The organism is Marinovum sp. PR37, from assembly GCF_028807375.1.
Classification (GTDB): Bacteria; Pseudomonadota; Alphaproteobacteria; order Rhodobacterales; family Rhodobacteraceae; genus Marinovum; species Marinovum algicola.
In genome coordinates this window covers 22,297-49,022 of record NZ_JARAML010000002.1, presented here as the reverse complement: position 1 = coordinate 49,022, position 26,726 = coordinate 22,297, and the positions used below count along the sequence as shown (strand labels likewise).

Below are 26,726 nucleotides of genomic sequence, written 5' to 3'. Positions count from 1 at the left end.
AACGGGCAAAGACCGGGGCAGTTTCATGAATCGTTTTGTATTACCGCTGATTGCAGCGGTGGCCGTCAGTGCCTGCGAAGGCAGCACAGGCAAAGACAATCCCTTCCAGGAAGATCCGGAAGACACCGAAGAGCAGGCCGAGGCCAGCACGATCAACGAGGCGCTGGCGTCGAATGTGTCCAATGTGTCCAAGCCCGGCGCCGACACGATCACCGTCGAGATCTTTGCGCTCGACGGCACGCCGCTGACCAATTCCTTCACCCGCAATGCCGCGCTCGATACCGCCGGCTACATGGCCTATACCACGCAGGAAGATCCGCTGGACCGGATGTTCATTGCGCTGGCGGCCGAGAGCCTTGACGGCAGCGTGCATGCCGGGGTGGCCATCGATGGCGGCCAGTTCAACTATTTCCACGGCGGCGGCTATTACCAGCGTGACGGCGGCTTCAATGCGCCGTCGATCGGCAACGGCCCCGGCGAAGGCCAGGTCTCTTATGCCGGCAACTATGCCGCCGTGACCAATATCAGCAGCTCCGAGGGCGCCGATCTGTTGCCGATCCCGCCGGGCGTCGACCCGGACGATCTTCCCGATCTGCCGGGCCAGCCGTCGCGCATCGAGGGCACGATCTTCCTCAACGCAAATTTTGCCGACAATGCGGTGAATGGCGAGATCTACAACCGCGTGCTGATCAGCCCGATCGACAACACCACCACCGTCGTGCTCGACGACCTGACGCTGGTGGTCAGCGACATCGACGAAAACGGCGAGTTCTTTGGCGATGTCGAGATGAGCGGCGAAGTCGGCTCCGACGTCGGCGATTACGGCGGTATCTTTGGCGGCAACGGCGCCACCAGCGTGGCCGGGATCGTTTCCGTCAGCGATCACATCGACGATGTCGAGAACGAACAGGAATATGGTGTCTTCGTGCTGACGCAATGCGGCCAGCCGAACGATGCGGCGGTCTGCGATATCGTCGCTCCGAACTGATCCCATGTTGCGCCGTGTCGCAATCCTCGGGCTGTGCCTGGGCCTGATCGGCCCGGCATGGTCCGACAGTGCGCCGCCCGCTGCACCGGCTTCGGAGTTGCTGACCCCCGAGGACAGCCGCGCGCTGATCCTGCGCGCGCTCTCTGCCGACCGGCATGACATCGCCGGCAAGCTGGCGCTGGGCCTGTTGCGCGCCGACCCCGAGGATCCCTTTGGCCATATGGTGATGTCGACCGTGCTGATGCGGGCCGGCAATCTCGAAGAGGCGCGCCGCGCCGCCAAGCTGGCCTATCGCCACGCCGACACCAGGCGCCAGCGCCACGAGGCCGCCCGCGTGGTGGCCGCGACCGAGGCCCGCGACGAGCGGTTTGTACTGGGTCAGCTCTGGATGCGCCGGGCGCTTCAGGCCGCCCCCACTGCGCCGACGCGCAACCGGTCGATCCACGAATACCGCGCCCTGCGCAGCGCCGCCCGGCTCAAGTTCCAGATTGCGGGCCAGATCGCGCCCTCGTCGAACGTCAACAATGGCTCGGCCGACCGGATCAACGTGATCGACGGCATTCCGGTGGTGGGCATCCTGCCCGCCGCGAGCCAGGCGCTGTCAGGCACGATCGCCGAGATCGGCGGCAGGTTCAGCTACCGGCTGCATCAGGGCGCGGCATCGGAAACCCGGTTGACCGGGGGCGGCCAGCTGCGCCGCGTCAGGCTGAGCGACGAGGCGCGGAAAAAGGCACCGCAGGCCGAGGACGCCGATTATGGCTCGACCTATGTCGCCCTTGGCCTGTCGCATCACCGCGCCCTGGGGGCCGCCGGCGGGCTGGCCTCGGCCCGGCTCAGCTTCGGCCAGGTCTGGAATGGCGGCGACCGGTCCTACGATCTGGCCAGCGGCGGGCTGTCTTATGGTTTCGACCTCGGCCCCGAACTGCGACTGACCGCCGGGGCCAACTACCAGATCCGCCACAACGACGCCGACGGTCTGGCCGATGTCGAGACCACCGGCGTCAGCTTTGGCGCCATCCACACCATGGCCAACAAGGACCGGCTGGCGCTGACCGTGGGCACCACCTGGGCCGCCTCCGACAATGGGCAGTCGCGCTCTACCGAGCGCTCGGCCCGGCTCTCCTATCACCGCGCCAAGCCGATCGGGCCGGTTTCGCTCTCGGCCGCGATCGGAGTGTCCGAGACCACCTATCCCGATTACCGCATCCTGTTCTGGTCCGTCCCCGGCGGGCGCGAGGACACCCGCAGCAGCGCCGAAGTCAATGTCAGCTTCGACCGGTTGGGCTACATGGGCTTCACCCCCACCCTCAAGCTCTCGTCCGAGCGCACGCTGTCCAACGTCAGCCGCTTCGAGACCGACGAACTCTCGGTCTCGCTCGGGCTGCGCACGGCATTCTGAACGCCAGACCACTGGACATCGCCGCCCCCGTGCCCGAGGCTCCGCCCCAGCAAACAAAGGAGACAGGCATGGGCTTGCGCTATCTGCACACCATGGTCCGGGTCAAGGACCTCGAAACCTCGATGAATTTCTACCAGCTTCTGGGCCTCAGAGAGACCCGCCGCAACGAGAGCGAGAAAGGCCGCTTTACCCTGGTCTTCATGGCGCCCGAGGGGCAGGAGGACTGCCCGATCGAGCTGACCTACAACTGGGACGGCGACGAGGGCCTGCCCTCCGACAGCCGCCATTTCGGCCATCTCGCCTATCGCACCGAGGACATCTATGCGCTGTGCCAGAAACTGATGGACGCGGGCGTCACCATCAACCGCCCGCCGCGGGACGGCCACATGGCCTTTGTCCGCTCGCCCGACAATATCTCGATCGAACTGCTGCAAGAGGGCGACAACCTGCCATCGCAAGAGCCCTGGGCCAGCATGGAAAACACCGGTCACTGGTGATGCCCCGGTTGGCCGCCCGTCTTTGGACGACCCGTCTTCTGACTGCCTGTCTTCTGGCCCTCTGGGCCGGGGCGGCGGCGGCCAACTGCCGGCTGGCGCTGGTGCTGGCGGTGGATGTCTCGGCCTCGGTCAACGCCTCCGAGCATCAGCTGCAACGCCAGGGCCTCGCGGCCGCGCTCACCGATGACGCCGTGGCCGAGGCCATCCTCGAAGGCTCCGGCCCGGTGGCGCTGGCAATCTTTGAATGGAGCGGCCGGCAGCAACAACAGGTCCTGCAAGACTGGCTCCTGCTCGACAGCGCTGAAGACCTGGCGGCGGTCGCCGACCGCGTGCGCCGCCTGCCGCGCTCCTATTCCGAATTTCCCACCGCCATGGGCTATGCCCTGGGATTTGCCGCCGGTCTGCTGCAACGGGCCCCGGTTTGTTTGCGGCAGGTGGTGGACGTCTCTGGCGACGGCATCACCAACGAAGGTTTCCGGCCGCAGCTCGCCTATCGCCACTTTCCCTTTGACGGGGTGACGGTGAACGGCCTTGTGGTCACCGGCGACGACACCCGCGTCGTGCCGTATTACCGCCAGGAGGTGCTGCGTGGCCGGCGCGCCTTTCTCGAAGAGGCGCAGGGCTTCGAAGGCTTCGAGGCGGCGATGACCCGCAAGCTCTACCGCGAAACCCGCGAGCTGGTTCTGGGCGTCACACCGCAGCGCTGAAAAGGCTTGCCGGACCCCGCCAGAGTGGTAGAGCGGAGCCATGCAGACGCCCCTGACCCACAGCCAGCACATCCGTGCCATCACCCGCATCGGCCTGCCGCTGGTGGGCGGGCACCTGGCGCAATTCCTGATCGGTCTGACCGACACGGTGATGATGGGCTGGTACGGGGTCGAGGCGCTGGCGGCGCTGGTGCTGGGCACCACGGTGTTCTTTGTCACCTTCCTGCTGGGCTCGGGCTTTGCCTTTGCAGTGATGCCGCTGGTGGCCTCTGCCGCCGCCGAGGGCGACGAGATCGGGCTGCGCCGCATCACCCGCATGGGGCTCTGGCTCTCGGTGATCTACGGCGCGCTCTTCCTGCCGATGTTCTGGTTTTCGGCGCCGCTGCTCGAGGCGCTGGGGCAGGCGCCCGAGCTGGCCGCCGAGGCCCAGGTCTATCTGCGCATCACCGGTGTGGCGCTGATCCCGGCGCTGCTGGTGATGGTGATCAAGAGCTACCTCGCGGCGCTGGAACGCACGGCGGTGGTGTTCTGGATCACCGTGCTGGCGGCGGCGGCAAATGCGCTGGCAAATTACATGCTGATCTTCGGCAACTGGGGCGCCCCCGAGCTGGGCGTCGCCGGCGCCGCCTGTGCCTCGCTGATTGTGCATCTGGTCTCGCTGGTGGGGGTGGTGATCTATGCCCGCGCCACCCTGCCCGCGCACAACCTCTTTGCCCGGCTCTGGCGCCCGGATTTCGACGTGCTGGCCCGGGTTCTGCGCATGGGCGTGCCGATCGGCCTGACCAATTTCGCCGAGGTCGGGCTCTTTGCCGCCTCCTCGATCATGATGGGCTGGCTGGGCACCGTGCCGCTCGCCGCGCATGGCATCGTGCTTCAGATCGGCACCGCCGCCTTCATGATCCACCTCGGCCTGTCCAATGCCGCCACGGTGCGCGCGGGCAATGCCTTTGGCCAGAAAGACCGGCTCGCGCTGCGCCGCGGCGCCCAGAGCGTCATTGCCCTGTCGGCCTTTTTCGCCGCGATCACCTGCGCGATCTTCCTGATCTGGCCCGAGGCGCTGATCTCGCTCTTCCTGTCGGACAACGACCCCGACCGCGCCGCGATCGTCACCATCGGCACCGGCCTTCTGGTCATGGCGGCCCTGTTTCAGCTGGCCGACGGCATGCAGGTGCTGGCCCTGGGCCTGTTACGCGGGGTCCAGGACACGACGGTGCCGATGATCATCGCCGGCATCAGCTATTGGGGCCTCGGGCTGACCACCGCCTATCTGCTGGGATTCACCTGGGGGTTCGGCGGCATCGGGGTCTGGGCCGGGCTGGTCATCGGCCTGGCCGCCGCCGGGGTGATGATGATGTCGCGCTTCTGGCTTCGTGCCGACCGCCTCGCCACTTCCGGCCCGGCCTCTGTCTCGTAACCGCTCCAGAAAGGCGGCCCTAGTCTTTCAGCAGGCGATCGGCTTTCTTGCGCACCAGCACGCTGCGCAGATCATGCATCGCCAGCAACAGCGCATCGGTCACCTGATCGAGCTGCTCCGGTGTTGCCCGCGACTGCGCCCATTGCGTGGTCAGGTTCATGTGATCTACCGCACGCAGGATGTCGTCGAGGTCGCGCGCTTCGAGCAGGGCCTGCCGCTCGGCGATCCAGCGGTCGATCTCGGCCCGGTCCGCCGCGCTCAGCTCGCGCCCGCCATGCGGCTTGACCTCGCCGTTGCGGATATTGACCACCGCGATCTGGTCCATCTCGATCCGCCGGTGCCGGTTGCCGGTGTCGATACGGAACACCAGGGCGCCGTTCTCGCGCACGCGAAAGTAATATTCTGGCAGGCCGGAGGTCATCGGCTCATGTCATCCCCGCGCAGAAGCTCTGAATGCGGCGGCAGGCCTCCTCCAGCTGCGCCTCCGAAGTGGCGTAGCTTACCCGGAAGTTCGGGCTGAGGCCGAAGGCCGCGCCAAAGACCACCGCGACGCCGGTCTCTTCCAGCAGCGCCGTGGCAAAGGCCTCGTCATCGGCGATCACCGTGCCGCCGGCGCTGGTCTTGCCGATCAGACCGGCGATCGAGGGATAGACGTAAAAGGCGCCTTCCGGGTTCGGGCAGGTCACGCCCTCGGCGGCATTCAGCATCCGCACCACCAGATCGCGGCGGCCGGAAAACAGCGTGACATTGTCGGCCAGGAAATCCTGCGGCCCGGTCAGCGCCTCGACCGCCGCCCATTGCGAGATGGTGCAGGGGTTCGACGTCGATTGCGACTGGATCTTGCGCATCGCGGCGATCAGAGGTTTCGGCCCGGCGGCATAGCCGATCCGCCAGCCGGTCATCGCATAGGCCTTGGACACGCCGTTGCAGGTCAGCGTGCGGTCATAAAGCCCCGGCTCGACCTGCGCCGGCGTGCAGAATTCGAAATCGTCGTAGGCCAGATGCTCGTACATGTCGTCGGTCATCACATGCACATGCGGATGCCGCATCAGCACTTCGGTCAGCGCCTTGAGCGCGGCGCGGTCATAGCCCGCCCCGGTGGGGTTCGACGGAGAGTTGAAAATCAGCCACTTGGTCTTGTCGGTGATCGCCGCCTCGAGCTGATCCGCTGTCAGCTTGAAGCCGTTCTCGAGCGCGGTTTCGGCAATCACCGGCGTGCCGCCGGCCAGCAGCACCATGTCGGGATAGCTCACCCAGTAAGGCGCGGGGATCACCACCTCGTCGCCGGGGTTCAACGTGGCCATCAGCGCATTATAGAGGATCTGCTTGCCGCCCGAGGCAACGCTGACCTGATCGGGCGTATAGCTCAGCCCGTTCTCGCGGGCGAATTTCTCGCAGATCGCCGCTTTCAGCTCGGGGATGCCGTCGGGCGCGGTGTATTTCGTCTTGCCGGCCTCGATGGCGGCAATGCCGGCCTGCTTGATGTTGTCCGGCGTGTCGAAATCCGGCTCGCCGGCACCAAGGCCGATCACATCGCGGCCCGCGGCGCGCAATTCGGCGGCCTTGGTGGTGACGGCGATGGTGAGCGAGGGTTTGACACGGGCAAGCGTGTCGGAAAGCAGGGACATCGGGTCGGGCCTGTGGTTTGTAACTCAACGACATCCGTCTTAGATTGCGCGGGAAGGCCGTTCAAGCGGGATCGGCAGCGAGGAGCATGAGATGCAGGACGACACCACCGACTGGTATGGCCCCGAAGCGGCAACCTTCGGCGACCGGCTGGCCGCCGCGCGCGACCAGGCCGGGATGACACAGACCGATCTGGCCAAGCGCCTGGGGGTCAAGCTGAGCACCCTGAAGAAATGGGAGGACGACCTGCTTGAACCGCGGGCCAACCGGCTCTCGATCATGGCGGGCGTGCTCAATGTCTCGCTGGTGTGGCTGCTGACCGGCGAAGGCGAAGGCGTGTCGGACCCCGACGACACCGACCTGATGACCCCCGACATCAATGACCTGCTGATCGAGCTGCGCGAGATGAAGGCGACGATGAAGGCCAATGCGGAAAAGCTCGGCCGGCTTGAGAAGAAGCTGCGCCTGAAGCTCTCCGAGGCGGTGACATGAGCAGCCGCGAAGCGCGCGAGGCGCGGATCAAGCGGCTGCGCATGCGGTCGATGCGGCGCGGCATCAAGGAGATGGACCTGATCCTGGTGGCCTATGCCGAGGCGCGGCTGGTGGCGATGGATGCGCCCGCGCTCGACCGCTACGATGCGCTGTTGTCGGAAAACGACCAGGATCTCTATCAATGGGTCTCGGGCCAGATGACACCGCCACCCGCCCATGCCGCATTGATCGCCGACATCCGCGATGTGGCCCTTTCGGCGGCGGGCGGCGTGGGACAGACCGGCCGGGTCGGGTAATTCCTTCCGCCTTTAACGCTTTTTTCGGGATTTTCCTGCAACTTGCCCGAAAGAAGACGCATGGCGGAGATCCTTATGAGCTTGCATTCCTCCCTGCCCGCACCCGGCAATGCGGGCTTCATGGCCAATTATCTCGAAGCGCTCGCGCTCGTCGAACGGTTGCACCGGCTGCTGCTGGATGTGATCAAGGACGAGTTCGAGCGGGTTGGCGTGCTTGAAATCAACGCGGTCCAGGCGCTGTTGCTGTTCAATATCGGCGACCACGAGGTGACCGCCGGCGAGCTGAAGAGCCGTGGCTATTACCAGGGCTCCAATGTCAGCTACAATCTCAAGAAACTTGTCGAAGCCGGATACATGCACCATCAGCGCTGCGAGATCGACCGGCGCTCGGTGCGCGTGCGGCTGACGCCCAAGGGCCGCGACATCCGCGATGTGGTGTCGCAGCTCTTTGCCCGCCATGCCGAAGGGCTCCAGGCGCGCGGCGTGCTCGGCCCCGAGGGGATCACAGAGATCACCACATCGCTGCGCCGGGTCGAACGCTACTGGACCGACCAGATCCGCTACATCTACTGAACGGGGCTTGCGCGGGCCGGCGGCTCAGCGCTGGATGCTTTCGAGATATTCCATCAGCGCCACCAGCTTGCGCGGCGTCGGTGTCGGTCTGCCATCGCCGACATCCACCGGGATCAGATCGCCGCGCAACAGCTCGCCGAATTCCGGCATGCCGGCGCCGGGAAAATCGACCCGGGAATAGCCATCGAGAGTCGAGAGCACCTCGGCCCGGGGAAAGCGGCCGCCATTGCGGGCGCTGATCCGCGTGAGATCGGCCGGCCCGGGCTTCAACCCCGCCCCCGCAGGACCGTCCCCCAAGCCCTGCCGGCCATGGCACAGGGCACAATTTTCGACAAACAGCCTGCGGCCATCATCCGGTTCCGGCATTTCGTTCGGTTTGCAGGCCGCAAGGGCGGCCAAGGCGGCAAGGCCAAGGCCGAGACGTTGAATCGGGGTCATTTTTTATCCTGTTGCTCGATTGAGTTGAGAGTCGCAAACCGCATTGCGGACCGCAATGGCAAAGAGGCTGGCGTCCCGCGCAGATCCCGCGATAGTGTGCCGCAGCAATTCGAGGAGATGGCCGATGCCGATCTATGCCCTGACCATGCTTGCCGCCGGGTTCGGCATTCCGCTGCTCGCCGCGCTGAACGCCGCGCTGGGCCAGCGCATGAGCTCGCCCGCGGCGGCCGCGACGATCCTGTTCTGCGTGGCGCTGACGGCGACGATCGCCGTTTTGGCGGTCACCGGCCCGGCGGCGCTGGCGCGGGCGGCGGGCGCGCCGCGGCACCTGTTCCTGGCCGGGCTTTTCGTTGCCTTCTACGTGCTCACTGTTACCTGGGTGGCGCCAAAATTCGGGGTCGGAAACGCGGTGTTCTTTGTCCTTCTGGGGCAATTGGTCAGCGCCGCCGCGATCGATCATTTCGGCCTCTTTACAGCGCAGGTCTCGCCCCTCACCTTCACCCGCGCGCTGGGCATCGGCGTCATGGGCATCGGCGTCTGGATCACGCAACAGGCCTGAGCGCCGCCGCTCAATGCGCCATGAAGACCGGCAGCTGCGCGCTTTCAAGCATTTCGCGCGTCGCCCCGCCAAAGATCGCTTCGCGGAACCGCGAATGGCCGTAGGCCCCCATCACCAGCAGGTCGGCCCCCATGTCGGTGCAATAACGGCTCAGCACGTCAGACACCCGTGGCAGCGACCGTGACAGGATGTCGATCTCGACCTTGACCCCGTGGCGCGCCAGATATTGCGACAACAGCCCGCCGGGATCCGACCGGTTGGGCCCGTGCACCGGCGGATCGACGACGACCACCGCCACCCGCTCGGCCGCCATCAGCAACGGCAAGGCCGCGCGCACCGTGCGCAGCGCCTCGGCGCTTTCGTTCCAGGCAACCGCTATGCGTTTCGGCATGCTCCGCAGCTCTGCGCCCTCGGGCATCACCAGAACCGGCACCTGCGCCCCGAACAAGGCGCCCTCGATCACCGCCTCCTGATCGAAACCGCCATCCTCACCGTAGGGTTGCGGCAGGATCGCCAGGTCCGAGAACCGGCCGTGGCCGGCAACGAACCGGCCCAGATCGCCGGATTGCGCCATGGCGGCATCGCTGCTCCAGTGCAGATCGGTCCGGTCCAGCCAGCCCCGCACCGCCTCGTCCACCGCCTTGGCCTCGGCCGAGGCCCGGCTCAGCGTCTCTTGCAGGATCACCGCATTGGCGCCGGCAAAGTAATATCCGCCCTGGCTGGTGTCGATGCCCAGGCAGAGCACCTCGAGATGCGCCTCGAACAGCCGCGCCACATCGGCGGCCTGGGGCAGAACAGAACTGTCCAGCTTCGGATTGGTGAGAACCGTGAACACGGATTTGTAGGTCATGGGTGTCTCCTTCCCGTTGTCGCTGCACGTTAGCCGCCTGCATCGCAGCCTCGCCTTGAGCCACGTCAAACCGGGACGGCGAAAGTATTGACCCAGATCAAGGCAGCTTTCGCCCGGCAGGCGCAGAAACTCCCCCATCCGTATTTGCCCCGCCGGACAACGAATCGCGCGGGGCCAGACGAAGGGACGAACAATGTCTAATTATATCAAGCTGGCGGCGCTTGGTCTGCTGGTGCTTTTTTCGGCGCTGGCGGCCAATTTCGCGCGCGACCTGGCCTATCAGGTGCACGCCGTCCTGATCCTCGTGATCAGCGGCGGGCTGTTTCTCTGGGTTCTGCGCAACACCGACGAGGACCCACCCGAACCCGCGATCGAAACCGCCTATATGGACGGCGTCGTGCGCTACGGGGTGATCGCCACCGCTGTCTGGGGCGTGGTGGGCTTTCTCGTGGGCACCTTCATCGCCTTTCAGCTGGCCTTTCCGGGGCTGAACTTCGACTGGTCGGAGGGTTATACCAACTTTGGCCGGCTGCGGCCGCTGCACACCTCGGCGGTGATCTTCGCCTTTGGCGGCAACGCGCTGATCGCCACGTCGTTCTACGTGGTCCAGCGCACCAGCGCGGCGCGGCTCTGGGGCGGCAATGCCGCCTGGTTCGTCTTCTGGGGCTATCAGCTCTTTATCGTCCTGGCCGCCACCGGCTATCTGCTCGGCGCCACACAATCCAAGGAATACGCCGAGCCGGAATGGTACATCGACCTCTGGCTGACCGTGGTCTGGCTGGTTTATCTCGCGGTCTTTCTCGGCACGATCATCCGCCGCCGCGAGCCGCATATCTACGTGGCCAACTGGTTCTACCTCGCCTTCATCGTCACCGTGGCGATGCTGCATGTGGTCAACAACCTCTCGATCCCGGTGTCGATCTGGGGCTCGAAATCGGTGCAGGTCTTCTCGGGCGTGCAGGATGCCATGGTGCAATGGTGGTACGGCCACAACGCCGTGGGCTTCTTTCTGACCGCGGGCTTCCTGGGCATGATGTACTACTTCATCCCGAAACAGGCCGAACGCCCGGTGTTCAGCTACAAGCTCAGCATCATCCACTTCTGGGCGCTGATCTTCCTCTACATCTGGGCCGGTCCGCACCACCTGCATTACACCGCCCTGCCCGACTGGGCCTCGACGCTGGGCATGGTGTTCTCGATCGTGCTCTGGATGCCCTCCTGGGGTGGCATGATCAACGGGCTGATGACGCTGTCGGGGGCCTGGGACAAGCTGCGCACCGATCCGGTGATCCGCATGATGGTGATCTCGGTTGGCTTCTACGGCATGTCGACCTTCGAAGGGCCGATGATGTCGATCCGCGCAGTCAACTCGCTGAGCCATTACACCGACTGGACCATCGGCCACGTGCATTCCGGCGCCTTGGGCTGGAACGGCATGATCACCTTTGGCGCGCTCTATTACCTGGTGCCGAAACTGTGGAACCGCGAGCGGCTCTATTCGCTGAGCCTGGTCAACTGGCACTTCTGGCTCGCCACCATCGGCATCGTGCTCTACGCCGCCGCGATGTGGGTGACCGGCATCATGGAAGGGCTGATGTGGCGCGAGGTGGATGCCAATGGCTTCCTGGTGAACTCCTTCGCCGACACCGTGGCCGCGAAGCTTCCGATGTACGTGGTGCGTGGTCTGGGCGGGGTCCTGTTCCTCGCCGGTGCGCTGATCATGTGTTTCAACCTGTGGATGACTGTGAAACGCAGCCCGGCCGCCGAGGCCCCTGCCGCCGCAGCCCATGCCACACCGGCCGAATGAGGAGGACCGGAGATGGCTACTGAAAAACCCGCAATGCCCGCATCCGCCACGGCGATTGGCGAACGACTGCGCCGCCGCTCACTCCTGGATCGGCACAAGATCCTCGAGAAAAACGCCACCCTGCTGCTGATCTTCAGCTTCCTGGTGGTGACCATCGGCGGGCTGGTGCAGATCGTGCCGCTGTTCTACCTCGACAACACCATCGAAAAGGTCGAGGGCATGCGCCCCTATACCCCGCTGGAGCTGGTCGGGCGCGACATCTATGTGCGCGAGGGCTGTTATACCTGCCACAGCCAGATGATCCGGCCGATGCGCGACGAGGTCGAGCGGTATGGCCATTACTCGCTGGCGGCGGAATCGATGTATGATCACCCGTTCCAATGGGGCTCCAAACGGACCGGGCCGGACCTGGCCCGCGTCGGCGGGCGCTATTCCGACGACTGGCATGTCGATCACTTCCGCGATCCGCAATCGGTGGTGCCGGAATCGGTGATGCCGAAATACGACCAGCTCGAACGGACGCTGATCGACGGGCGCCATGTCGATGAGCTGATGGCGACCCACCGCTTCGTCGGCGTGCCCTACAGCAGCGAAATGATCGAGGCGGCAGAGGCCGATTTTCGGGCGCAGGCCGATCCCGACAGCGATTACGACGGGCTGCTCGACCGCTACGGCGAAGGTGTCAACCTGCGCAATTTCGACGGGGCGCCGGGGGTTTCCGAAGCCGACGCGCTGATCGCCTATCTTCAGATGCTGGGCACGCTGGTCGATTTCTCGACCTTCACGCCCGCTGTAAGCCGCTAAGGAGGCACTGACATGGAGAATTATTCCTTTCTGCGCGAACTGGCCGACAGCTGGGGCCTTCTGGTGCTCTTCACCTTCTTCGTCGGCATGGTGCTCTGGGTGCTGCGCCCCGGCAGCCGCGCCGCCCATCGCGACTGCGCCGCCATCCCGCTGCGCCACGATGACAGACCTGCCGCCGCAGAGGACAAGGAGGCACGGACATGAGCCGGACACCGCCGAAACAGACGGGCGATCCCGAAACCACCGGCCACAGCTGGGACGGGATCGAGGAGTTCAACAATCCGCTGCCGCGCTGGTGGCTCTGGGCCTTCTACGCCACGATTGTCTGGGGGGTCGGATACACCATCGCCTATCCGGCCTGGCCGGGGATTACCAAGGCCACCGCCGGCGTGCTGGGCTATTCCACCCGCGCCGAAGTGGCCAGCGAGATCGCCGCCGTCGACGCCGCCAACGCCGCGATCAACGCAAGGCTCGAAACCACCGATCTGACCGCCATCGCAGCCGATCCCGCGCTTCTGAGCTATGCCACCAATGCCGGCGCTGCGGTGTTTCGCACCTGGTGCGCGCAATGCCACGGCTCGGGTGCGGCCGGCGCGCAGGCCGGTGGCTATCCCAATCTGCTCGACGATGACTGGCTCTGGGGCGGCGATATCACGGCCATTCACGAGACGATCTCTTACGGCATCCGCAATGAGGAAAACCCCGATGCGCGGTTTTCGATGATGCCGGCCTTTGGCCGCGATGAACTGCTCGAAGGCGAAGAGATCAGCCAGGTGGTCAACTACGTGATGTCGCTTTCCGGCCCACCGCAGGATGCCGGCGAAGTGGCGGCCGGGGGCCAGGTCTTTGCCGATCAATGCGCGTCCTGCCACGGAGCGGACGGCTCCGGCGACCGGATGCAGGGCGCCCCCGATCTGACCGATGCGATCTGGCTGTATGGCGGCGATTATGCGCGGCTGGTTGAGACGGTGCACAATGCCCGCTACGGCGTCATGCCGGCGTGGCAGGGACGGTTGACCGAGGCGCAGATCCGCGCGGTCTCGGCCTATGTGCACGGGTTGGGCGGCGGCGAGGCGCCACCGGCCGAATAGCCCCGGAACAGCCAGGACAGCCCTTCCGTCTCGGGCTGGCGTGCGGGCCCGGTCGGGAACCGTGACGCCCGAGATCCCGCACAGGGCCTCTGTGTTCAAAGCCAAAGGCCGCCGGAACCGGCGGCCTTTCCGCGTCAGAGATAACGCCGGCCAAACGGCACCTGGTGCCGCCGCCAGCGCCCGGTCCGCCAGGGCCAGCGAAGCGCACCGGGCTTGGCGCGGGGCTCATCCATTGTCGTCGCCGAACAACCGGCGGCGGGTCTCGAAAGACCAGTGGAAGGGCGCGCGCTGCTGGATGTCGCGGCGCGGCGGCTCTTCCTTGCGATAGCCCGCATCACGATCCTCGAGATAGGTTGCGCGCTTGAAGACATCTGCAAAAATTCCGAACATGTCAGCCTCCTGAGACCTTGGGGATATGCAGGTAATATGCGCTATTGACGGCGCTCAGGCGAGGCAGGAATAATTCGGTCATGTAAGACAGGATTACATGATGGATTGGACTGCCCTGCCCCCGCTGGCCGCCCTGCGCGCCTTTGCCGCCTTTGCCGATGCCGGCGCGGTGCAGCCCGCGGGCGCCGCGCTCAATGTCAGCCACGCGGCGATCAGCCAGCAGATCCGCAATCTCGAGGCGCATCTCGGCCTTACCCTGCTCGACCGGTCGGGCCGCCGGATGGTGCTGACGCCCGAGGGCCAGCGGCTGGCCGATGCCCTGCTCGACGGGCTTGGCGGCGTCGCCCGGGTCTGTGACGAGCTTACCGGGCGCGATGCCGACCGGCCCCTGACAGTATCCGCGACACCGAGCTTTGCCTCGTCCTGGCTGATGCCGCGGCTGGCGGATTTCCGGGCGGCGAACCCCGCGATCAGCCTGATGATCGACCCCACCGCCGAGGTGAAGCCGATCGAACCCGGCGGCATCGACGTGGCGCTGCGGTATGGCTCGGGCGAATGGCCCGGGCTCGAGGCCGAACTGCTGGTGCAATCGCCGATCGCGGTGGTGGCGGCGACCTCGCTGGTGGGCATGCGCGACTTCGACGATCTGAACGATCTGCGCGCCTTTCACTGGCTCCAGGAGCTGGGCACCAACGAGGCGACCGAATGGTTCGCCCGGCTCGGCGTCGGCCGCAACCGCGCCATGGGCATCTCTTCCCTGCCCGGCAACCTGATGATCGAGGCGGCGCGGCAGGGCCAGGGCATCGCCATCACCGCGCGGGTCTTTGTCGAGGAGGATGTCGCCGCCGGCCGGCTGCGGGTGCTGTTCGAGGATGTGCGCAAGAAAGGCTATTTCATCGTCACCCGCCCCGGTGTCCAGCGCCCGCCGCTGCGGCGTTTCGTGGCCTGGCTGCGCCAGCAGGGCAAGGCACAGGGCATGGCGGCGGGCTGAACATAAAGGGGGACCGGGCGGCGCAGTTTGACTCAGGTCAAAGCCGTGGCGCGGCGCAACGTCCAAAAGGACGCAAACGCAGCACCCGGAGCCCCCTCTTGACCGACACGACAGAGCAAAGCCTCTACAAGTCGCGCGAACCGATCTTTCCCAAGCGCGTCTCGGGCAGGTTCCGCAATCTGAAATGGGCGATCATGGCGGTCACCCTGGGCATCTATTATCTGGTGCCCTGGATTCGCTGGGACCGGGGCCCAAGCCTGCCCGATCAGGCGGTGCTGATCGACCTGGCCGGCCGGCGGTTCTATTTCTTCTGGATCGAGATCTGGCCGCATGAATTCTATTTCGTCGCCGGGCTGCTGATCATGGCCGGTCTCGGCCTCTTCCTCTTTACCTCGGCGCTGGGCCGGGTCTGGTGCGGCTATGCCTGCCCGCAGACCGTCTGGACCGATCTTTTCATGCTGGTCGAACGTTGGATCGAGGGCGACCGAAACGCCCAGTTGCGCCTGCACCGTCAGGCCATGAGCCTGCGCAAGGCCCGGCTGCGGCTGACGAAATGGGCGATCTGGCTGCTGATCGGGTTGGGCACCGGCGGCGCCTGGGTGTTCTATTTCGCCGATGCGCCGACGCTCCTGCGCGATCTGGTGACCGGCCAGGCCCATCCGGTGGCCTATACCACCATGGCGATCCTGACGCTGACCACCTTTGTCTTTGGCGGCTTTGCCCGCGAACAGATCTGCATCTACGCCTGCCCCTGGCCGCGCATCCAGGCGGCGATGATGGACGAGGACACGCTGACCGTCGGCTACCGCGCCTGGCGCGGTGAGCCGCGCGGCAAGGGTAACACCCGCCGTCAGAAGAAGAACAAGGCGCTGTCGCTGAAAATCGCCGCCGAAGAGGCCGCCACCGGGCGCACCTCGCCGGCCTATCCCTCGACACCGATGCCCTATGCCGCGCCGATCCTGCCGCAGCCGCTGGCCGATCAGCCGCCCGGCGATTGCATCGACTGCATGGCCTGCGTCAACGTCTGCCCAATGGGGATCGACATCCGCAACGGCCAGCAGATGGAATGCATCACCTGTGCGCTCTGCATCGATGCCTGCGACGACGTGATGGCCAGGATCGGCAAGCCCCGCGGGCTGATCGACTACATGGCACTGACCGACGAAGCCGCGGAACGCGCCGGCGGCACGCCCCGGCCGGTCTGGCGCCATGTCTTCCGGCCGCGCACCGTGCTTTATACCACGCTCTGGGGCGGGGTCGGGCTGCTGCTGCTCTTTGCGCTCTTCATCCGGCCCGAGATCGACATGACGGTCGCCCCGGTGCGCAACCCCACCTTTGTTACCCTGTCGGACGGAGCGATCCGCAACACCTACGAGGTGCGGCTGCGCAACAAACATGGCATGGCGCAGCCCTTCCGGCTCTCGGTGGCCGGCGACCCGGCGCTGCGGCTCGAGGTCGAAGGCGCCACACACACGACCGTCACCGTTCCCGCCGACAGCACGCAATTGCACAAGGTCCATGTGATCGCGCCCGCCGCCGCGGCCCCGGCCCGGCGGGCACGTAGCGATATCCGGCTCTGGGTCGAAGACACCGAGAGCGGCGAACGCAGCTTCGAAGACACCGTCTTCAACGGCAAGGAGAACTGAGATGACATCCGCGACACGGAAACTCACCGGCTGGCACGTATTGGCAATCTTCACCGCCGCCTTTGGCGTGATCATCGGCGTCAACCTGACCCTGGCCTTCAACGCGGTCGCGACCTTTCCGGGGCTCGAGACCGGCAATTCCTATGTCGCCAGCCAAAGCTTCGATGCCAGACGCGACGCGCAGCAGGCGCTGGGCTGGACCGTCACCGCCACCGCCGATGACGGCAGGGTGGTGCTGGCGATCGAGGATGCCGAGGGCCGGCCGGTGCAGGTGGCCGACCTGCATGCGGTGCTGGGCCGGGCCACCCATGTCAAGGACGACATCGCGCCCGACTTCAGTTTCAACGGTCGCGCCTATGTCGCCGATGCCGAGATTGCACCGGGCAACTGGAACCTGCGGATGACCGCCAAGGCGCCGGACGGCACCGCATTTTCGCAGCGCGTCCTTCTGCGCGGGGAATAGGCCATGACGGTCGCGCTTCGCCCCTCGCCTTCGGCCTGCCCGGCCTGCGCCGCGGCCCCGGCGGCCCAGGCCCTCGGCGCCGCCGAGGCATCCGGACCGCTGGCCCTGTCGCTGCCCACGATCCATTGCGCCGCCTGCATCGCCACGGTCGAACGGGTGTTGAATGCCCAGGCGGGGGTTCGCGAGGCGCGGGTCAACCTGACGCTGAAACGGGTGACGGTTGCGGCCGGGCCCGAAGTCACCCCCGACGCGCTGATCCGGGTGCTGGCGGATGCGGGCTTTGAGGCGCATGAGCTCGACGCCGGGCTGCTCGGCGCCACCGCAACCGACAAGGTCGGGCGCGACCTGCTGATGCGGCTGGCGGTGGCGGGCTTTGCGGCGATGAACGTGATGCTGCTCTCGGTCGCTGTCTGGGCCGGGGCCGAGGGTGCGACACGCGACATGTTTCACTGGATTTCGGCGGTGATCACCCTGCCCACCATCGGCTTTGCCGCCCAGCCGTTCTTTGTCAGCGCCTGGCGTGCACTCCGCGCCCGGCGGCTCAACATGGATGTGCCGATCTCGCTGGCCATTGCGCTGGCGCTCGCGACCTCGCTCTGGGAGACATGGCTCTCGGGACACCACGCCTATTTCGACGCCGCCATCGCGCTGACCTTCTTCCTGCTGGCCGGCCGCTATCTCGATCACCGCACCCGCGCCATCGCCCGGTCGGCCGCCGAGGAGCTGGCGGCGCTGGAGGTGCCCCGCGCCACCCGCCTGCGCGACGGCGAAGAGACCCAGGTGCCGCTGGGCGCGCTTTCGGTTGGCGACATCGTCCTGGTGCGGCCCGGCGGCCGGATGCCGGTCGATGGCGAGATCCTGGCCGGCAACTCCGAACTCGACCGGTCACTGCTGACGGGCGAGACCCTGCCGGTCTTTGCCGCGCCGGGCATGGCCGTCAGCGCCGGCGAGGTGAACCTCACCGGGCCATTGCAGGTTCGCGCCAGCGCCATTGGCAGCGACAGTGCGCTGCACCGGCTGGCCGATCTGGTGGCCGTGGCGGAATCCGGCCGCGCGCGCTATACCTCGCTGGCCGACAGGGCCGCCCGGCTCTACGCGCCGGGCGTGCACATCCTTTCGGCGCTGGCCTTTATCGGCTGGTTTGCCTGGTCGGGCGACCTGCGGATCGCGCTCAACATCGCGGCCGCCGTGCTGATCATCACCTGCCCCTGCGCGCTGGGCCTCGCGGTGCCGGCGGTGACCACCGCCGCCTCCGGCCGGCTGTTCAAACACGGCATGCTGATCAAACATGAAACCGCGCTCGAGCGGCTGGCCCGGGTCGACACCGTGGTGTTCGACAAGACCGGCACGCTGACCGAGGGCCAACCGGTGCTCTCGCACCCCGACAGCCATTCAGACGCAGTGCTGCGCCCGGCTCTGGCGCTGGCCGAATGCTCGGCTCATCCGCTGAGCCAGGCACTGGCCCGCGCCGCGCGCGATCGCGGGCTGCAACCGGCGCGGGTCACCCGGCTCCACGAGGTGCCCGGGTTCGGCACCGAAGGGCAGTTCGAGGGCCACACGGTCCGCCTCGGCCGCGCCGCCTGGGCCGGCGCCGGCGACCAGGGCCGCGAGACCGCCGCCTGGCTGACCCTGCCGGATGGCACAACCCACCGCTTCGCCTTTCGCGACGCCCTGCGCCCCGGCGCCGAAGCGGCGGTTGCGGCCTTGCAGGCGGCGGGCCATCGGGTGCTCCTGATGTCGGGCGATGCCCCCGGCCCGGTGGCGGCCATGGCCGCGCGCCTCGGCATCGAGGACTGGACGGCCGAAGCCCGCCCGGAGGACAAGGCGGCGCGCATCCGGGCGCTGAAGGCCCACGGCGCACATGTGCTCATGGTCGGCGACGGGCTGAATGACACCGCCGCATTGGCCATGGCCGATGTCTCGATCTCGCCCGCCAGTGCGCTGGATGCGGCGCGGGTGGCCAGTGATATCGTGCTGCTCGGCCGCGATCTTGCCCCCCTGCCCCTGGCGCTGACCACCGCGCGCGCGGCGACCCGGCGCATCCGCGAGAACTTTCGCATTGCCACGCTCTACAACATCCTTGCCGTGCCGTTGGCCGTTGCCGGGCTGGCGACGCCGCTGATCGCCGCGCTGGCAATGTCGACCTCGTCGATCACCGTCTCGCTCAACGCCCTGCGCCTGAGGTCGCCATGAACGTCCTGATCTATCTGATCCCGATCGCGCTGTTCCTCGGCGGTATTGGCCTCGCCGGCTTTGTCTTTACCGTCCGGGCGCGGCAATACGACGATCCCGCGGGCAATGCGCAGCGTATCCTCTGCGACCAATGGGACGACCGGCCCAAACCCTGATCGCCGCTGATGGACGCCGCCCCGCGCTTCATGTTACGGTCCGCGCCGATGAGGCGGAGCAGGCCCGGCAGATGACAGCGTTGAAGGAATTCCAGAGGTTGGAGGCACAGGGTCTCTGGCGCGCCACCGAGGGCGCGCAGCGCCGACATGTGGTGGTCTCTCTGGGCGAAGCGACGCTGGTTCTGAGCGACATGAACGACCAGGCCCTGGCGCATTGGTCGCTGGCGGCGGTGGAACGCGCCAACCCCGGCCAACGCCCTGCCCGCTACTTTCCCAACGGCGATCCCGGCGAAGAGCTCGAGCTTGACGACGACGCCAATGACATGATCGACGCCATCGAGCGGCTGCGGCGCGAGATCATCCGCCGCCGGCCGCGCCAGGGCCGGCTGCGCTGGGGGTTGGGCGCCACGGCGATGGCGGCCTTTCTCGGCCTGGCGGTGTTCTGGCTGCCGGACGCATTGGTCGCCCATACCATGCGAGTGGTGCCGGATGTGAAACGCGATGCCATCGGCCGTGCCCTGCTGACCGAGATTTCGCGCGTCTCCGGCCCCGCCTGCCGCTCGGACACCGCCGTCGCGCAACTGCGCATGCTGAGCCGCCGGGTTCTCGGCCCCGAGCGCGCCGGCGATCTGGTGGTACTGCGCGCCTCGTCCCGCGCGACGGCGCATCTGCCGGGCGGCTTCATCCTGCTTGACCGGCGCGTGCTCGAGGACACCGAAGACCCCGAGGCCGCCGCCGGCTATGTGCTAGTCGAGAATCTGCGCGCCCAGGCCGAGGATCCGCTCGAAGCACTGCTGCGGCAGGCCGGGATGATGGCCACCGCGCGCCTGCTGACCACCGGGCAACTGCCCGACGAGGCGCTTGAGCGCTTTGCCGTCACCCTGATGGCCGGATCGCCCGAGCCCCTGCCCGACCGGCGCGTGATCGAGGCGTTTCACGCGGCCCGGCTGCACACTGCGCCTTATGCCTATGCGGTTGACTTCACCGGGGAAACCACGCTCCCCCTGATCGAGGCCGATCCGCTGGAAGACGCCGATGCCGCGCCGGTGATGTCGGACAACGACTGGCTGCGCTTGCAGGCGATCTGCGGCGAATAACGCAACTTTCGGAAAGCGAATGGGGCGGGCCCGAAGCCCGCCCTGCTGTCAAACCTGTCGTGTCGTCACTTGCGCAGCGTGGCCGAGCGATAGCCGATCCGGTTGCGCACCGTGTCCAGCGCGGCCCTGAGCCGATCCTGCCGCGCGAAAGGCCCGACCAGAACCATCCGGTGCGGCACGCCGGCGCGGCTGAATTCATTGATCCGTACAGGCAATCCCGCCGCCTGCACCCGACGGATCGCCGCCTGCGCCTTGGCCGGCGTGCTGAAGGTGCCGAGCTGAACATACCGGTGGCTGGCCGGAGCCACGGCGCTCTTGCGGATCGGTTTCGGCGTGTCCTTGCGCACCGCCTCGGGCGCGCTCCGGCGCTGTTGCTCCGGCGCCGCCTCGGGCACTGCCCCGCGTGAGCTGACAAAACCGGCGGCCTGCTGTTCCTTCATCGAGCGATAGGGATAGACAAGCTGGGGGAAATAATGACTGACCTCTTCCCCGGTACTCTTGTCGATCAGCCGGCGCGGCACCGTATTTGTCCAGGTCAGTAGCATCTTGCGACGGCCATCAAGGGTCTGATGCGCGCGGGTGGTGCTCAGCCGGCCGTCGTCGAAGGCACGCTGATACCCTTTCGGCACCGGCACATCGACAGAAGCACCACGGACATAGGCTTCCTTGGGCGCGATGCGCGTCTGGCCGGTGACACGCTGGATGCCGCTGGTGCCGGTAAAGACCTTGACGCCCTGATCGGCCAGACGCACCGCCTTGCCCGTCTCGCGGACCACGACTGTCGGGCCTTTGCTCAGCCCGGCCGGGGTACGCAGCACAGTATTCGGCGGCAGCTGCCCGGCGCGGCGGACGATGACCTTGTTCGCCGGCGCCGGCGCGTTGCGCACGATCGGCGTCGAATGCCGGATCACCGTTTTGCCCGAGGCATCGCGACGCACGCGCCGCTTGGGGGCGACCTGTGCCGGGGCTTGTGTGACCTGACGCGGCGCCGGGGGCTGCGCCACCCTGCGCGGGGCCGGCGCCTGCACCACCCGGCGCGGCGCGGCGGGGGCCGCTGCGGGCGCCGGGCGCTCGGTGACAACCGGCCGGGGCGCGGGTTCGGCGGGGGCGGCCGGCGCGGGTTCGGGCTCTGCTACCGGCGCCGGGGCCGAGGCAACCGGAGCGGGCGCGGCGGCGGGCGCAGAGGCGGTCTGGCCGCAGATCACCTGCCGGTTGCGGTCGACCCGCGGAACCCAGGTGACATTGCCGTCGATCCCGGCACGGATGTACATGCAGCCCCGGCTGTCGACATATTGCCGGCCGGTAAAGGAAGCCGGCGGCAACTCGGCCGGTGCGGCCAGATCGTCGCGGATCTGGGCCACCCCCGAGGTTGCACTTGCCGAAAGTCCAATTGCGACCGCCAACGCCGCACAGATGCTCGATTTATTCATCACCAGTCCCCACAGGTTTGGGGCTCAGCATGACAAAAGGTTGCTATTTAGTAAAGCGGTCTCGGGCCTATTTTGTGCCGAACATCCTGTCACCCGCATCACCTAGGCCCGGGATGATATATCCCTGATCATTCAGGCAGCGATCAAGCGAGGCGGTGATGATCGGCACATCGGGATGCGCCTCCTGCATCCGGGCGACGCCTTCGGGCGCGGCAAGCAGGCAGAGAAACCGGATATTGGTCGCCCCGGCCTGCTTGAGCAGGTCGATCGCGGCGGCCGAGGAATTGCCAGTTGCCAACATCGGATCGACGGCGATCACCAGCCGGTCATCGAGGCCGTCGGGCACCTTGAAGTAGTATTGCACCGGCAGAAGCGTCTCTTCATCGCGGTACAGCCCGACAAATCCGACCCGCGCCGATGGCACCAGTTCGAGCACCCCGTCCAGCAGTCCGTTGCCGGCCCGCAGGATCGAGATCAGCGCCAGCTTCTTGCCGTCGAGCACCGGCGCATCCATCATCTCCATCGGAGTTTCCACCTGCTGCGTCGTCATCGGCAGCTCGCGGGTGATCTCATAAGCCAGCAACTGGCTGATTTCGCGCAGCAGGCGACGGAATTCGGCGGTCGAGGTCGCCTTGTCGCGCATCAGGCTGAGCTTGTGCTGCACCAGGGGGTGTTCGACGACGGTCAGATGTTCGGTCATGCGGTTTCCAGTTTCTTCGCGATCCGGTCGCGGGTCGCGTCATCACAGAAGGCCGCCGCGAGGGCGGTCTGGTTGAGGGCCTTGAAGTCGTCTTCGTTCCATTCGAAGACGCGTGCAAGCCCTTCGTATTCCTTGGTCATGTCGGTGTGAAAAAACGGCGGATCATCGGTCGAAACCGTGACCTTGATGCCCCGCTCGCGCAGTTTTTCGATCGGATGCGCGGCAAGCTTGGGGTAGACCCCCAGCATGACATTGGACCCGGGGCAAACCTCGAGCACCACATCCTTTTCAATCAGTTCGTCAACCAGCGCCAGATCCTCGATCACCCGCACCCCGTGCCCGACGCGCTCGACCCGGAGATCGCGAACCGCCGCCCGCACTTCCTCGGGGCCGCGCCATTCGCCGGCATGGGTGGTCAGCCGCAGACCGGCCTCGCGCGCCATGTCGAAGGAATAGGCGAAATCGCCCTGTTCGCCGGCATTCTCGTCGCCGCCCATGCCAAAGCCGCAGAGCCAGTCATCGGCGGTTTCGGCAGCGCAGAGCGCCGTCTTCTTGGCCTGCTCCGGCCCGAAGTGGCGCACGCAGGTCACCACACCGCGCAGGGTGATGCCCATTTCGCGCTCGGCCTGATCGGCGGCCTCGCGGATCGCATGCAGATATTCGCGCCAGGCCGCCAGATCGCCGCCGCCGCAGAAATCCGGGCTCAGAAAGGCTTCGGAATAGACAACCCCATGCGCGGCGCTTTCCTCAAGCACCGCCAATGTCAGGCGGCGGTAGTCCTCGGGCGTCTGAAGCACCTGAGTTGCGGCCTCGTAGACCTTGAGAAATTGCAGAAAATCGCGATAGACGTAATTGCCCCGCTCGTCGAAGACACCGGCGATATCCACAGACTTTTCCCGGGCCAGCCCGGCAATCAGTTTCGGCGGCGCCGCGCCTTCGATGTGGAGATGCAGCTCCGCCTTGGGAAATGTTCGAAAAGTCACAGAAAGCTCCGCATATCAGGGGGGTATTCGACGTTAAGGTGTTCGGATATGGCAGCCGCCACGGCGGTGAAATCGACGATTCCGATGCCCTGGGCGTCCCGGCCGGCGCCCAGAACCGGTACCCGTTCGCGGGTGTGATCGGTGCCGGTCCAGGTCGGATCGTTGCCGTGATCGGCGGTGAGGATCATCAGGTCGTCCGGCCGCAGCCGCGCCAGGATCGGCCCAAGTTCGGCGTCGAACCACTCCAGCGCACGGGCATATCCCGACACGTCTCGGCGGTGCCCCCAGAGGCTGTCGAACTCGACAAAATTGGCAAAGACCAAGCCGCCGTCGGGCGCGTGATCGACCTGATGCGCCAGCGCCTGCATCAGCGTGGCATCTGTGCCCTTGGACACCGCGTCAATCCCCTGCATCGAGAAGATATCGCCAATCTTTCCAATCGCATGCACCGCACGGCCCGCGTCCTGCACCCAGTTTGTCAGCACCTTGCCTGGCGGCGTCAGCGCATAGTCGCGGCGGTTGCCGGTGCGCGCGAACGCGCCGGGCGTGCCGACGAAAGGCCGCGCAATCACCCGCCCGACGCGCATCGCATGCAGATGCGGCGCAAGCTCCTCGCAGAGCCTGAGCAGGCGCGCGAGGCCGAAATGCTCTTCATGCGCGGCAATCTGAAAAACGCTGTCGACCGAGGTGTAACAGATCGGCCAGCCGGTGCGCAGGTGCTCTTCGCCAAGCTGCTTGAGGATTTCCGTGCCCGAGGCATGGCAATTGCCCAAAATCCCGTCTGTTCCCGCAAGTTCGGCAGCCAATTGGCTGATATCCTTGGGAAAGGCCGGAACGGTCTTGGGAAAGACCGTCCAGTCCCAGGGCACGGGAAGCCCGGCGAGCTCCCAATGCCCCGACGGCGTGTCCTTGCCGCGCGAATGCTCTGTCGCTGCGCCCCAGAGGCCCTTTGGCGTCGCCTCGAGCCCCGGCGCCGCGTCGCCCGAGGCCAGCCGGCAGGCCGCGCCCAGCCCCAGCCCATCGAGATGCGGCAGGTGCAGCGGGCCGGAGCGTCCTTCTTCCGCCTCGCCCGCTGCGCAGGCCTGGGCGATATGGGCCAAGGTGTTGGCGCCGGTGTCGGGGATGTCACCGTTGAAATAGGCCGCGGCATCCGGCGCCCCGCCGATGCCCAGGGAATCCATCACCACAAGGAAGGCACGCGCCATCAGCTGATCCTTTCGTGTATCAGCGGCGGTTCCGGCGCGGCATCGCCGATGCGGATCGCCGCCCGCACGGCCTGCACCGCCGCATCCGCCTGACTTTCGCGCGCGGCATGGACCCGCGCCAGCGGCTGGCCCTGTGCCACTTGCTCGCCCAGCGACACCACGTCCGACAGGCCGACCGCCGGGTCGACCAGGTCGCTTTCGACCAGACGGCCGCCGCCCAGATGTACCACCGCGAGGCCCAGCGCCTCACCATCCATCGACGCCACGACGCCCGCTTCCGGCGCCGGGATCTCGCGGATCACCGGCGCCTCGGGCAGAAAGCGCTGCCAGTCCTCGACAAAATGCACCGGGCCGCCCATCGCCTGCACCATGCGGCCGAAATGTTCGGCGGCCTTGCCGGAGCGGATCGCCTCGGCAATCGCTGCCTCGCCCGCCATGGCGTCGCGCGCCAGCCCGCCCGAGGCCAGCAGCGCCCCGCCGAGGCCGCAGGTGATCGCGTGCAGCCGCCCCTCGGCGGCGCCGGTCAGCACCCGCATCGAGACATCGACCTCGAGCGCATTGCCCAGCGCGGGGGCCAACGGCTGCGACATGTCGGTGATCAAGGCCTGGGTCGGGCAGCCGGCGGCATTGGCGGTCGAGACCAGCGCCTGTGCCAGTGCCTGCGCATCGGCGTGCCGTTTCATGAAGGCGCCCGAGCCGAGCTTGACGTCGAGCACCAGCCCCTCGAGCCCCGCTGCCAGCTTCTTGGACAGGATCGAGGCAGTGATCAGGTCGAGGCTATCGACCGTAGCGGTGACGTCGCGCACCGCATAAAGCCGCTTGTCGGCCGGCGCGATCTCGGCGCTGGCGGAAACGATGGCGCAGCCTGCATGGCGCACCACCTCGGAAAATCGCGCCTCGTCGAGCGTCGTGGCGAGCCCGGGAATGCTTTCCATCTTGTCGAGCGTGCCGCCGGTATGGCCGAGGCCACGGCCCGAAATCATCGGCACAAAGGCGCCACAGGCCGCCAACGCCGGCGCCAGCACCAGGCTGACACAATCGCCCACCCCGCCGGTGGAATGTTTGTCGAGCACCGGCCCCGGCAGATCCCAGCGCAGGATATCGCCGCTGTCGCGCATCGCGCGGGTCAGCGCCACGCGGCCGGCCTCGGGCAGCCCGTGCAGGCAGACCGCCATGGCAAAGGCCCCGGCCTGGGCATCGGTCACGCCGCCATCGGCCAGCCCCTGGACGAACCACGTCAGATCGGCCTCGGTCGGGGGATCGCCCCGGCGCAAGGCGGCAAGAATCGCCCGCGCATCGCTCATGTCGCGGCGGTGTCCATATGGGCGGTGGCAAAGGCGCCCGGCAGCAGCTCGGCGATGGTCAGGGCCATTTCCTCACCGCCCAGCGTCGCCATGGTCACCACCACATCGGGGCCGCTGGCGAATTCCGCCAGCTTCTGCCGGCAGCCGCCACAGGGGGTCACCGGCGTCGGGCTGTCGGCCACCACATAAGCTGCGTCGAACCGGGTCTGCCCGCCGGCCACCATGGCGGCGATGGCGCCGGCCTCGGCACAGGTGCCCTCGGGATAGGCCACGTTCTCGACGTTGCAGCCGGCATAGACCGTGCCATCGCCGGCGCGCAGGGCGGCGCCCACCTTGAAACCGGAATACGGCGCATAGGCATTGTCGCGCACGGCACGCGCGGTTTCGGCCAGTTCCATCAAAAACCCCCATCGTTCAAACTGGCCGTCATGATCGGGCCGCGCGCCACGCGATGCAAGCATGACGTGGCCCGGCCCTGCCGGGAAAAGCGACGAAAGACACGACAGAACCGCACTGTTATCGCTAAGCTGATTTACAGGATTAGCAAATAGCTGTTATCGCCGCGCCGGGTATAATACTCCGGGCCGAGATAGTTTAACACTAAACCAAACACGCAGAGGGACTTCGA

At 66.7% G+C, this 26,726-nt stretch carries 30 protein-coding genes; 19 read left to right on the top strand and 11 right to left on the bottom strand.

The genetic code is table 11. The annotated features are described in order from the left end of the window. Positions 1-25: 25 nt before the first annotated feature. From PVW49_RS01815 to PVW49_RS01795, 5 genes are all read left to right on the top strand, one after another. On the top strand, positions 26-988 hold the full coding sequence (locus PVW49_RS01815) for a hypothetical protein (protein WP_048530021.1): 963 nt from the start codon (positions 26-28) through the stop codon (positions 986-988). 4 nt (positions 989-992) lie between these two features. Next, the gene (locus tag PVW49_RS01810; RefSeq protein WP_274589744.1) at positions 993-2,387 is read left to right on the top strand and encodes a hypothetical protein; all 1,395 of its coding nucleotides are present in this window, start codon (positions 993-995) and stop codon (positions 2,385-2,387) included. A 68-nt stretch (positions 2,388-2,455) separates the two neighbouring features. After that, complete coding sequence (locus tag PVW49_RS01805) at positions 2,456-2,884, top strand: VOC family protein (protein ID WP_048530018.1); 429 nt, start codon at positions 2,456-2,458, stop codon at positions 2,882-2,884. After that, positions 2,884-3,591, top strand: coding sequence for a DUF1194 domain-containing protein (locus PVW49_RS01800; protein WP_283638190.1), 708 nt, complete (start codon positions 2,884-2,886; stop codon positions 3,589-3,591). Before PVW49_RS01805 ends, PVW49_RS01800 begins: the two co-directional genes overlap by 1 nt. Positions 3,592-3,631: 40 nt before the next feature. Then, on the top strand, positions 3,632-5,005 hold the full coding sequence (locus tag PVW49_RS01795; RefSeq protein WP_048530017.1) for an MATE family efflux transporter: 1,374 nt from the start codon (positions 3,632-3,634) through the stop codon (positions 5,003-5,005). Between the two features lie 19 nt (positions 5,006-5,024). Here PVW49_RS01795 and PVW49_RS01790 read toward each other — a convergent pair whose 3' ends face one another. Both PVW49_RS01790 and PVW49_RS01785 read right to left on the bottom strand, forming a co-directional pair. Continuing rightward, entirely contained in the window at positions 5,025-5,426 is a 402-nt protein-coding gene (locus tag PVW49_RS01790; protein WP_048530015.1) for a hypothetical protein, read from the bottom strand. A 4-nt stretch (positions 5,427-5,430) separates the two neighbouring features. Next, positions 5,431-6,633 carry a pyridoxal phosphate-dependent aminotransferase gene (locus tag PVW49_RS01785; RefSeq protein ID WP_274589742.1) on the bottom strand — a complete coding sequence of 401 codons (1,203 nt, stop codon included), beginning with the start codon at positions 6,631-6,633 and terminating at the stop codon, positions 5,431-5,433. 91 nt (positions 6,634-6,724) lie between these two features. Here PVW49_RS01785 and PVW49_RS01780 point away from each other — a divergent pair, with 91 nt between their 5' ends. From PVW49_RS01780 to PVW49_RS01770, 3 genes are all read left to right on the top strand, one after another. After that, positions 6,725-7,123 carry a helix-turn-helix domain-containing protein gene (locus PVW49_RS01780; protein ID WP_048530011.1) on the top strand — a complete coding sequence of 133 codons (399 nt, stop codon included), beginning with the start codon at positions 6,725-6,727 and terminating at the stop codon, positions 7,121-7,123. Next, positions 7,120-7,419, top strand: coding sequence for an FAD assembly factor SdhE (locus tag PVW49_RS01775; RefSeq protein ID WP_274589741.1), 300 nt, complete (start codon positions 7,120-7,122; stop codon positions 7,417-7,419). The genes PVW49_RS01780 and PVW49_RS01775 overlap by 4 nt, the downstream gene beginning before the upstream one ends. Positions 7,420-7,494: 75 nt before the next feature. Next, complete coding sequence (locus PVW49_RS01770; protein ID WP_048530007.1) at positions 7,495-7,992, top strand: MarR family winged helix-turn-helix transcriptional regulator; 498 nt, start codon at positions 7,495-7,497, stop codon at positions 7,990-7,992. Positions 7,993-8,016: 24 nt separating this feature from the next. Here the strand turns inward: PVW49_RS01770 and PVW49_RS01765 are convergent, their stop codons facing one another. Further along, the gene (locus PVW49_RS01765) at positions 8,017-8,430 is read right to left on the bottom strand and encodes a c-type cytochrome (protein WP_048530004.1); all 414 of its coding nucleotides are present in this window, start codon (positions 8,428-8,430) and stop codon (positions 8,017-8,019) included. A 124-nt stretch (positions 8,431-8,554) separates the two neighbouring features. Here PVW49_RS01765 and PVW49_RS01760 point away from each other — a divergent pair, with 124 nt between their 5' ends. Further along, entirely contained in the window at positions 8,555-8,989 is a 435-nt protein-coding gene (locus PVW49_RS01760; RefSeq protein ID WP_048530003.1) for a DMT family transporter, read from the top strand. Positions 8,990-8,999: 10 nt separating this feature from the next. Here PVW49_RS01760 and PVW49_RS01755 read toward each other — a convergent pair whose 3' ends face one another. Continuing rightward, positions 9,000-9,839: a universal stress protein gene (locus PVW49_RS01755; protein WP_074834426.1), complete on the bottom strand. Its 840-nt coding sequence runs from the start codon at positions 9,837-9,839 to the stop codon at positions 9,000-9,002. A 193-nt stretch (positions 9,840-10,032) separates the two neighbouring features. On the opposite strand from PVW49_RS01755, the gene ccoN reads away from it, so the two are divergent. From ccoN to ccoP, 4 genes are read left to right on the top strand one after another with little or no spacing between them, the layout of a single operon-like run. Next, positions 10,033-11,646 (top strand): cytochrome-c oxidase, cbb3-type subunit I, encoded by a 1,614-nt coding sequence (ccoN, locus tag PVW49_RS01750; RefSeq protein WP_274589740.1) that lies wholly within the window; start codon positions 10,033-10,035, stop codon positions 11,644-11,646. Positions 11,647-11,679: 33 nt separating this feature from the next. Next, positions 11,680-12,450, top strand: coding sequence for a cytochrome-c oxidase, cbb3-type subunit II (gene ccoO, locus PVW49_RS01745; protein ID WP_274589882.1), 771 nt, complete (start codon positions 11,680-11,682; stop codon positions 12,448-12,450). Positions 12,451-12,462: 12 nt separating this feature from the next. After that, positions 12,463-12,654: a CcoQ/FixQ family Cbb3-type cytochrome c oxidase assembly chaperone gene (locus tag PVW49_RS01740; protein WP_048529989.1), complete on the top strand. Its 192-nt coding sequence runs from the start codon at positions 12,463-12,465 to the stop codon at positions 12,652-12,654. Further along, entirely contained in the window at positions 12,651-13,541 is an 891-nt protein-coding gene (gene ccoP / locus PVW49_RS01735; RefSeq protein WP_274589739.1) for a cytochrome-c oxidase, cbb3-type subunit III, read from the top strand. The genes PVW49_RS01740 and ccoP overlap by 4 nt, the downstream gene beginning before the upstream one ends. Before the next feature lie 225 nt (positions 13,542-13,766). On the opposite strand, the gene PVW49_RS01730 is transcribed toward ccoP, so the two are convergent. Then, positions 13,767-13,931 (bottom strand): hypothetical protein, encoded by a 165-nt coding sequence (locus PVW49_RS01730; RefSeq protein WP_158499009.1) that lies wholly within the window; start codon positions 13,929-13,931, stop codon positions 13,767-13,769. A gap of 100 nt (positions 13,932-14,031) precedes the next feature. Here PVW49_RS01730 and PVW49_RS01725 point away from each other — a divergent pair, with 100 nt between their 5' ends. From PVW49_RS01725 to PVW49_RS01700, 6 genes are all read left to right on the top strand, one after another. Beyond that, positions 14,032-14,922: a LysR family transcriptional regulator gene (locus PVW49_RS01725; protein WP_048533672.1), complete on the top strand. Its 891-nt coding sequence runs from the start codon at positions 14,032-14,034 to the stop codon at positions 14,920-14,922. Between the two features lie 98 nt (positions 14,923-15,020). Further along, a complete protein-coding gene (gene ccoG / locus PVW49_RS01720; protein WP_274589738.1) occupies positions 15,021-16,568 on the top strand; it encodes a cytochrome c oxidase accessory protein CcoG in 1,548 nt (515 codons plus the stop codon). Between the two features lies 1 nt (position 16,569). Further along, on the top strand, positions 16,570-17,031 hold the full coding sequence (locus tag PVW49_RS01715; protein ID WP_274589737.1) for a FixH family protein: 462 nt from the start codon (positions 16,570-16,572) through the stop codon (positions 17,029-17,031). Between the two features lie 3 nt (positions 17,032-17,034). Then, on the top strand, positions 17,035-19,224 hold the full coding sequence (locus PVW49_RS01710; RefSeq protein WP_274589736.1) for a heavy metal translocating P-type ATPase: 2,190 nt from the start codon (positions 17,035-17,037) through the stop codon (positions 19,222-19,224). Further along, complete coding sequence (ccoS, locus tag PVW49_RS01705; protein WP_274565635.1) at positions 19,221-19,379, top strand: cbb3-type cytochrome oxidase assembly protein CcoS; 159 nt, start codon at positions 19,221-19,223, stop codon at positions 19,377-19,379. Before PVW49_RS01710 ends, ccoS begins: the two co-directional genes overlap by 4 nt. A 71-nt stretch (positions 19,380-19,450) precedes the next feature. Then, complete coding sequence (locus PVW49_RS01700) at positions 19,451-20,476, top strand: hypothetical protein (protein WP_074834415.1); 1,026 nt, start codon at positions 19,451-19,453, stop codon at positions 20,474-20,476. Positions 20,477-20,541: 65 nt separating this feature from the next. Here PVW49_RS01700 and PVW49_RS01695 read toward each other — a convergent pair whose 3' ends face one another. From PVW49_RS01695 to PVW49_RS01670, 6 genes are all read right to left on the bottom strand, one after another. Further along, complete coding sequence (locus tag PVW49_RS01695; protein ID WP_274589735.1) at positions 20,542-21,906, bottom strand: SPOR domain-containing protein; 1,365 nt, start codon at positions 21,904-21,906, stop codon at positions 20,542-20,544. A gap of 67 nt (positions 21,907-21,973) precedes the next feature. Beyond that, the gene (upp, locus tag PVW49_RS01690) at positions 21,974-22,606 is read right to left on the bottom strand and encodes a uracil phosphoribosyltransferase (protein WP_048529974.1); all 633 of its coding nucleotides are present in this window, start codon (positions 22,604-22,606) and stop codon (positions 21,974-21,976) included. Beyond that, entirely contained in the window at positions 22,603-23,589 is a 987-nt protein-coding gene (locus PVW49_RS01685) for an adenosine deaminase (protein ID WP_274589734.1), read from the bottom strand. Before PVW49_RS01685 ends, upp begins: the two co-directional genes overlap by 4 nt. After that, positions 23,586-24,794, bottom strand: a complete 1,209-nt coding sequence (locus PVW49_RS01680) for a phosphopentomutase (protein ID WP_274589733.1) — start codon at positions 24,792-24,794, stop codon at positions 23,586-23,588. Before PVW49_RS01680 ends, PVW49_RS01685 begins: the two co-directional genes overlap by 4 nt. Next, positions 24,794-26,098: a thymidine phosphorylase gene (locus tag PVW49_RS01675; RefSeq protein WP_074834408.1), complete on the bottom strand. Its 1,305-nt coding sequence runs from the start codon at positions 26,096-26,098 to the stop codon at positions 24,794-24,796. Before PVW49_RS01675 ends, PVW49_RS01680 begins: the two co-directional genes overlap by 1 nt. Continuing rightward, entirely contained in the window at positions 26,095-26,496 is a 402-nt protein-coding gene (locus PVW49_RS01670; RefSeq protein ID WP_074834845.1) for a cytidine deaminase, read from the bottom strand. The genes PVW49_RS01675 and PVW49_RS01670 overlap by 4 nt, the downstream gene beginning before the upstream one ends. Positions 26,497-26,726: the final 230 nt, after the last annotated feature.

Excerpts from the sequence above, each read along its gene's own strand:
- PVW49_RS01815 (WP_048530021.1), top strand. The coding sequence starts at position 26 with ATGAATCGTTTTGTATTACCGCTGATTGCAGCGGTGGCCGTCAGTGCC.
- PVW49_RS01810 (WP_274589744.1), top strand. The coding sequence starts at position 993 with ATGTTGCGCCGTGTCGCAATCCTCGGGCTGTGCCTGGGCCTGATCGGC.
- PVW49_RS01805 (WP_048530018.1), top strand. The coding sequence starts at position 2,456 with ATGGGCTTGCGCTATCTGCACACCATGGTCCGGGTCAAGGACCTCGAA.
- PVW49_RS01800 (WP_283638190.1), top strand. The coding sequence starts at position 2,884 with ATGCCCCGGTTGGCCGCCCGTCTTTGGACGACCCGTCTTCTGACTGCC.
- PVW49_RS01795 (WP_048530017.1), top strand. The coding sequence starts at position 3,632 with ATGCAGACGCCCCTGACCCACAGCCAGCACATCCGTGCCATCACCCGC.
- PVW49_RS01790 (WP_048530015.1), bottom strand. The coding sequence starts at position 5,426 with ATGACCTCCGGCCTGCCAGAATATTACTTTCGCGTGCGCGAGAACGGC.
- PVW49_RS01785 (WP_274589742.1), bottom strand. The coding sequence starts at position 6,633 with ATGTCCCTGCTTTCCGACACGCTTGCCCGTGTCAAACCCTCGCTCACC.
- PVW49_RS01780 (WP_048530011.1), top strand. The coding sequence starts at position 6,725 with ATGCAGGACGACACCACCGACTGGTATGGCCCCGAAGCGGCAACCTTC.
- PVW49_RS01775 (WP_274589741.1), top strand. The coding sequence starts at position 7,120 with ATGAGCAGCCGCGAAGCGCGCGAGGCGCGGATCAAGCGGCTGCGCATG.
- PVW49_RS01770 (WP_048530007.1), top strand. The coding sequence starts at position 7,495 with ATGAGCTTGCATTCCTCCCTGCCCGCACCCGGCAATGCGGGCTTCATG.
- PVW49_RS01765 (WP_048530004.1), bottom strand. The coding sequence starts at position 8,430 with ATGACCCCGATTCAACGTCTCGGCCTTGGCCTTGCCGCCTTGGCCGCC.
- PVW49_RS01760 (WP_048530003.1), top strand. The coding sequence starts at position 8,555 with ATGCCGATCTATGCCCTGACCATGCTTGCCGCCGGGTTCGGCATTCCG.
- PVW49_RS01755 (WP_074834426.1), bottom strand. The coding sequence starts at position 9,839 with ATGACCTACAAATCCGTGTTCACGGTTCTCACCAATCCGAAGCTGGAC.
- ccoN (WP_274589740.1), top strand. The coding sequence starts at position 10,033 with ATGTCTAATTATATCAAGCTGGCGGCGCTTGGTCTGCTGGTGCTTTTT.
- ccoO (WP_274589882.1), top strand. The coding sequence starts at position 11,680 with ATGCCCGCATCCGCCACGGCGATTGGCGAACGACTGCGCCGCCGCTCA.
- PVW49_RS01740 (WP_048529989.1), top strand. The coding sequence starts at position 12,463 with ATGGAGAATTATTCCTTTCTGCGCGAACTGGCCGACAGCTGGGGCCTT.
- ccoP (WP_274589739.1), top strand. The coding sequence starts at position 12,651 with ATGAGCCGGACACCGCCGAAACAGACGGGCGATCCCGAAACCACCGGC.
- PVW49_RS01730 (WP_158499009.1), bottom strand. The coding sequence starts at position 13,931 with ATGTTCGGAATTTTTGCAGATGTCTTCAAGCGCGCAACCTATCTCGAG.
- PVW49_RS01725 (WP_048533672.1), top strand. The coding sequence starts at position 14,032 with ATGGATTGGACTGCCCTGCCCCCGCTGGCCGCCCTGCGCGCCTTTGCC.
- PVW49_RS01715 (WP_274589737.1), top strand. The coding sequence starts at position 16,570 with ATGACATCCGCGACACGGAAACTCACCGGCTGGCACGTATTGGCAATC.
- PVW49_RS01710 (WP_274589736.1), top strand. The coding sequence starts at position 17,035 with ATGACGGTCGCGCTTCGCCCCTCGCCTTCGGCCTGCCCGGCCTGCGCC.
- ccoS (WP_274565635.1), top strand. The coding sequence starts at position 19,221 with ATGAACGTCCTGATCTATCTGATCCCGATCGCGCTGTTCCTCGGCGGT.
- PVW49_RS01700 (WP_074834415.1), top strand. The coding sequence starts at position 19,451 with ATGACAGCGTTGAAGGAATTCCAGAGGTTGGAGGCACAGGGTCTCTGG.
- PVW49_RS01695 (WP_274589735.1), bottom strand. The coding sequence starts at position 21,906 with ATGAATAAATCGAGCATCTGTGCGGCGTTGGCGGTCGCAATTGGACTT.
- upp (WP_048529974.1), bottom strand. The coding sequence starts at position 22,606 with ATGACCGAACATCTGACCGTCGTCGAACACCCCCTGGTGCAGCACAAG.
- PVW49_RS01680 (WP_274589733.1), bottom strand. The coding sequence starts at position 24,794 with ATGGCGCGTGCCTTCCTTGTGGTGATGGATTCCCTGGGCATCGGCGGG.
- PVW49_RS01675 (WP_074834408.1), bottom strand. The coding sequence starts at position 26,098 with ATGAGCGATGCGCGGGCGATTCTTGCCGCCTTGCGCCGGGGCGATCCC.
- PVW49_RS01670 (WP_074834845.1), bottom strand. The coding sequence starts at position 26,496 with ATGGAACTGGCCGAAACCGCGCGTGCCGTGCGCGACAATGCCTATGCG.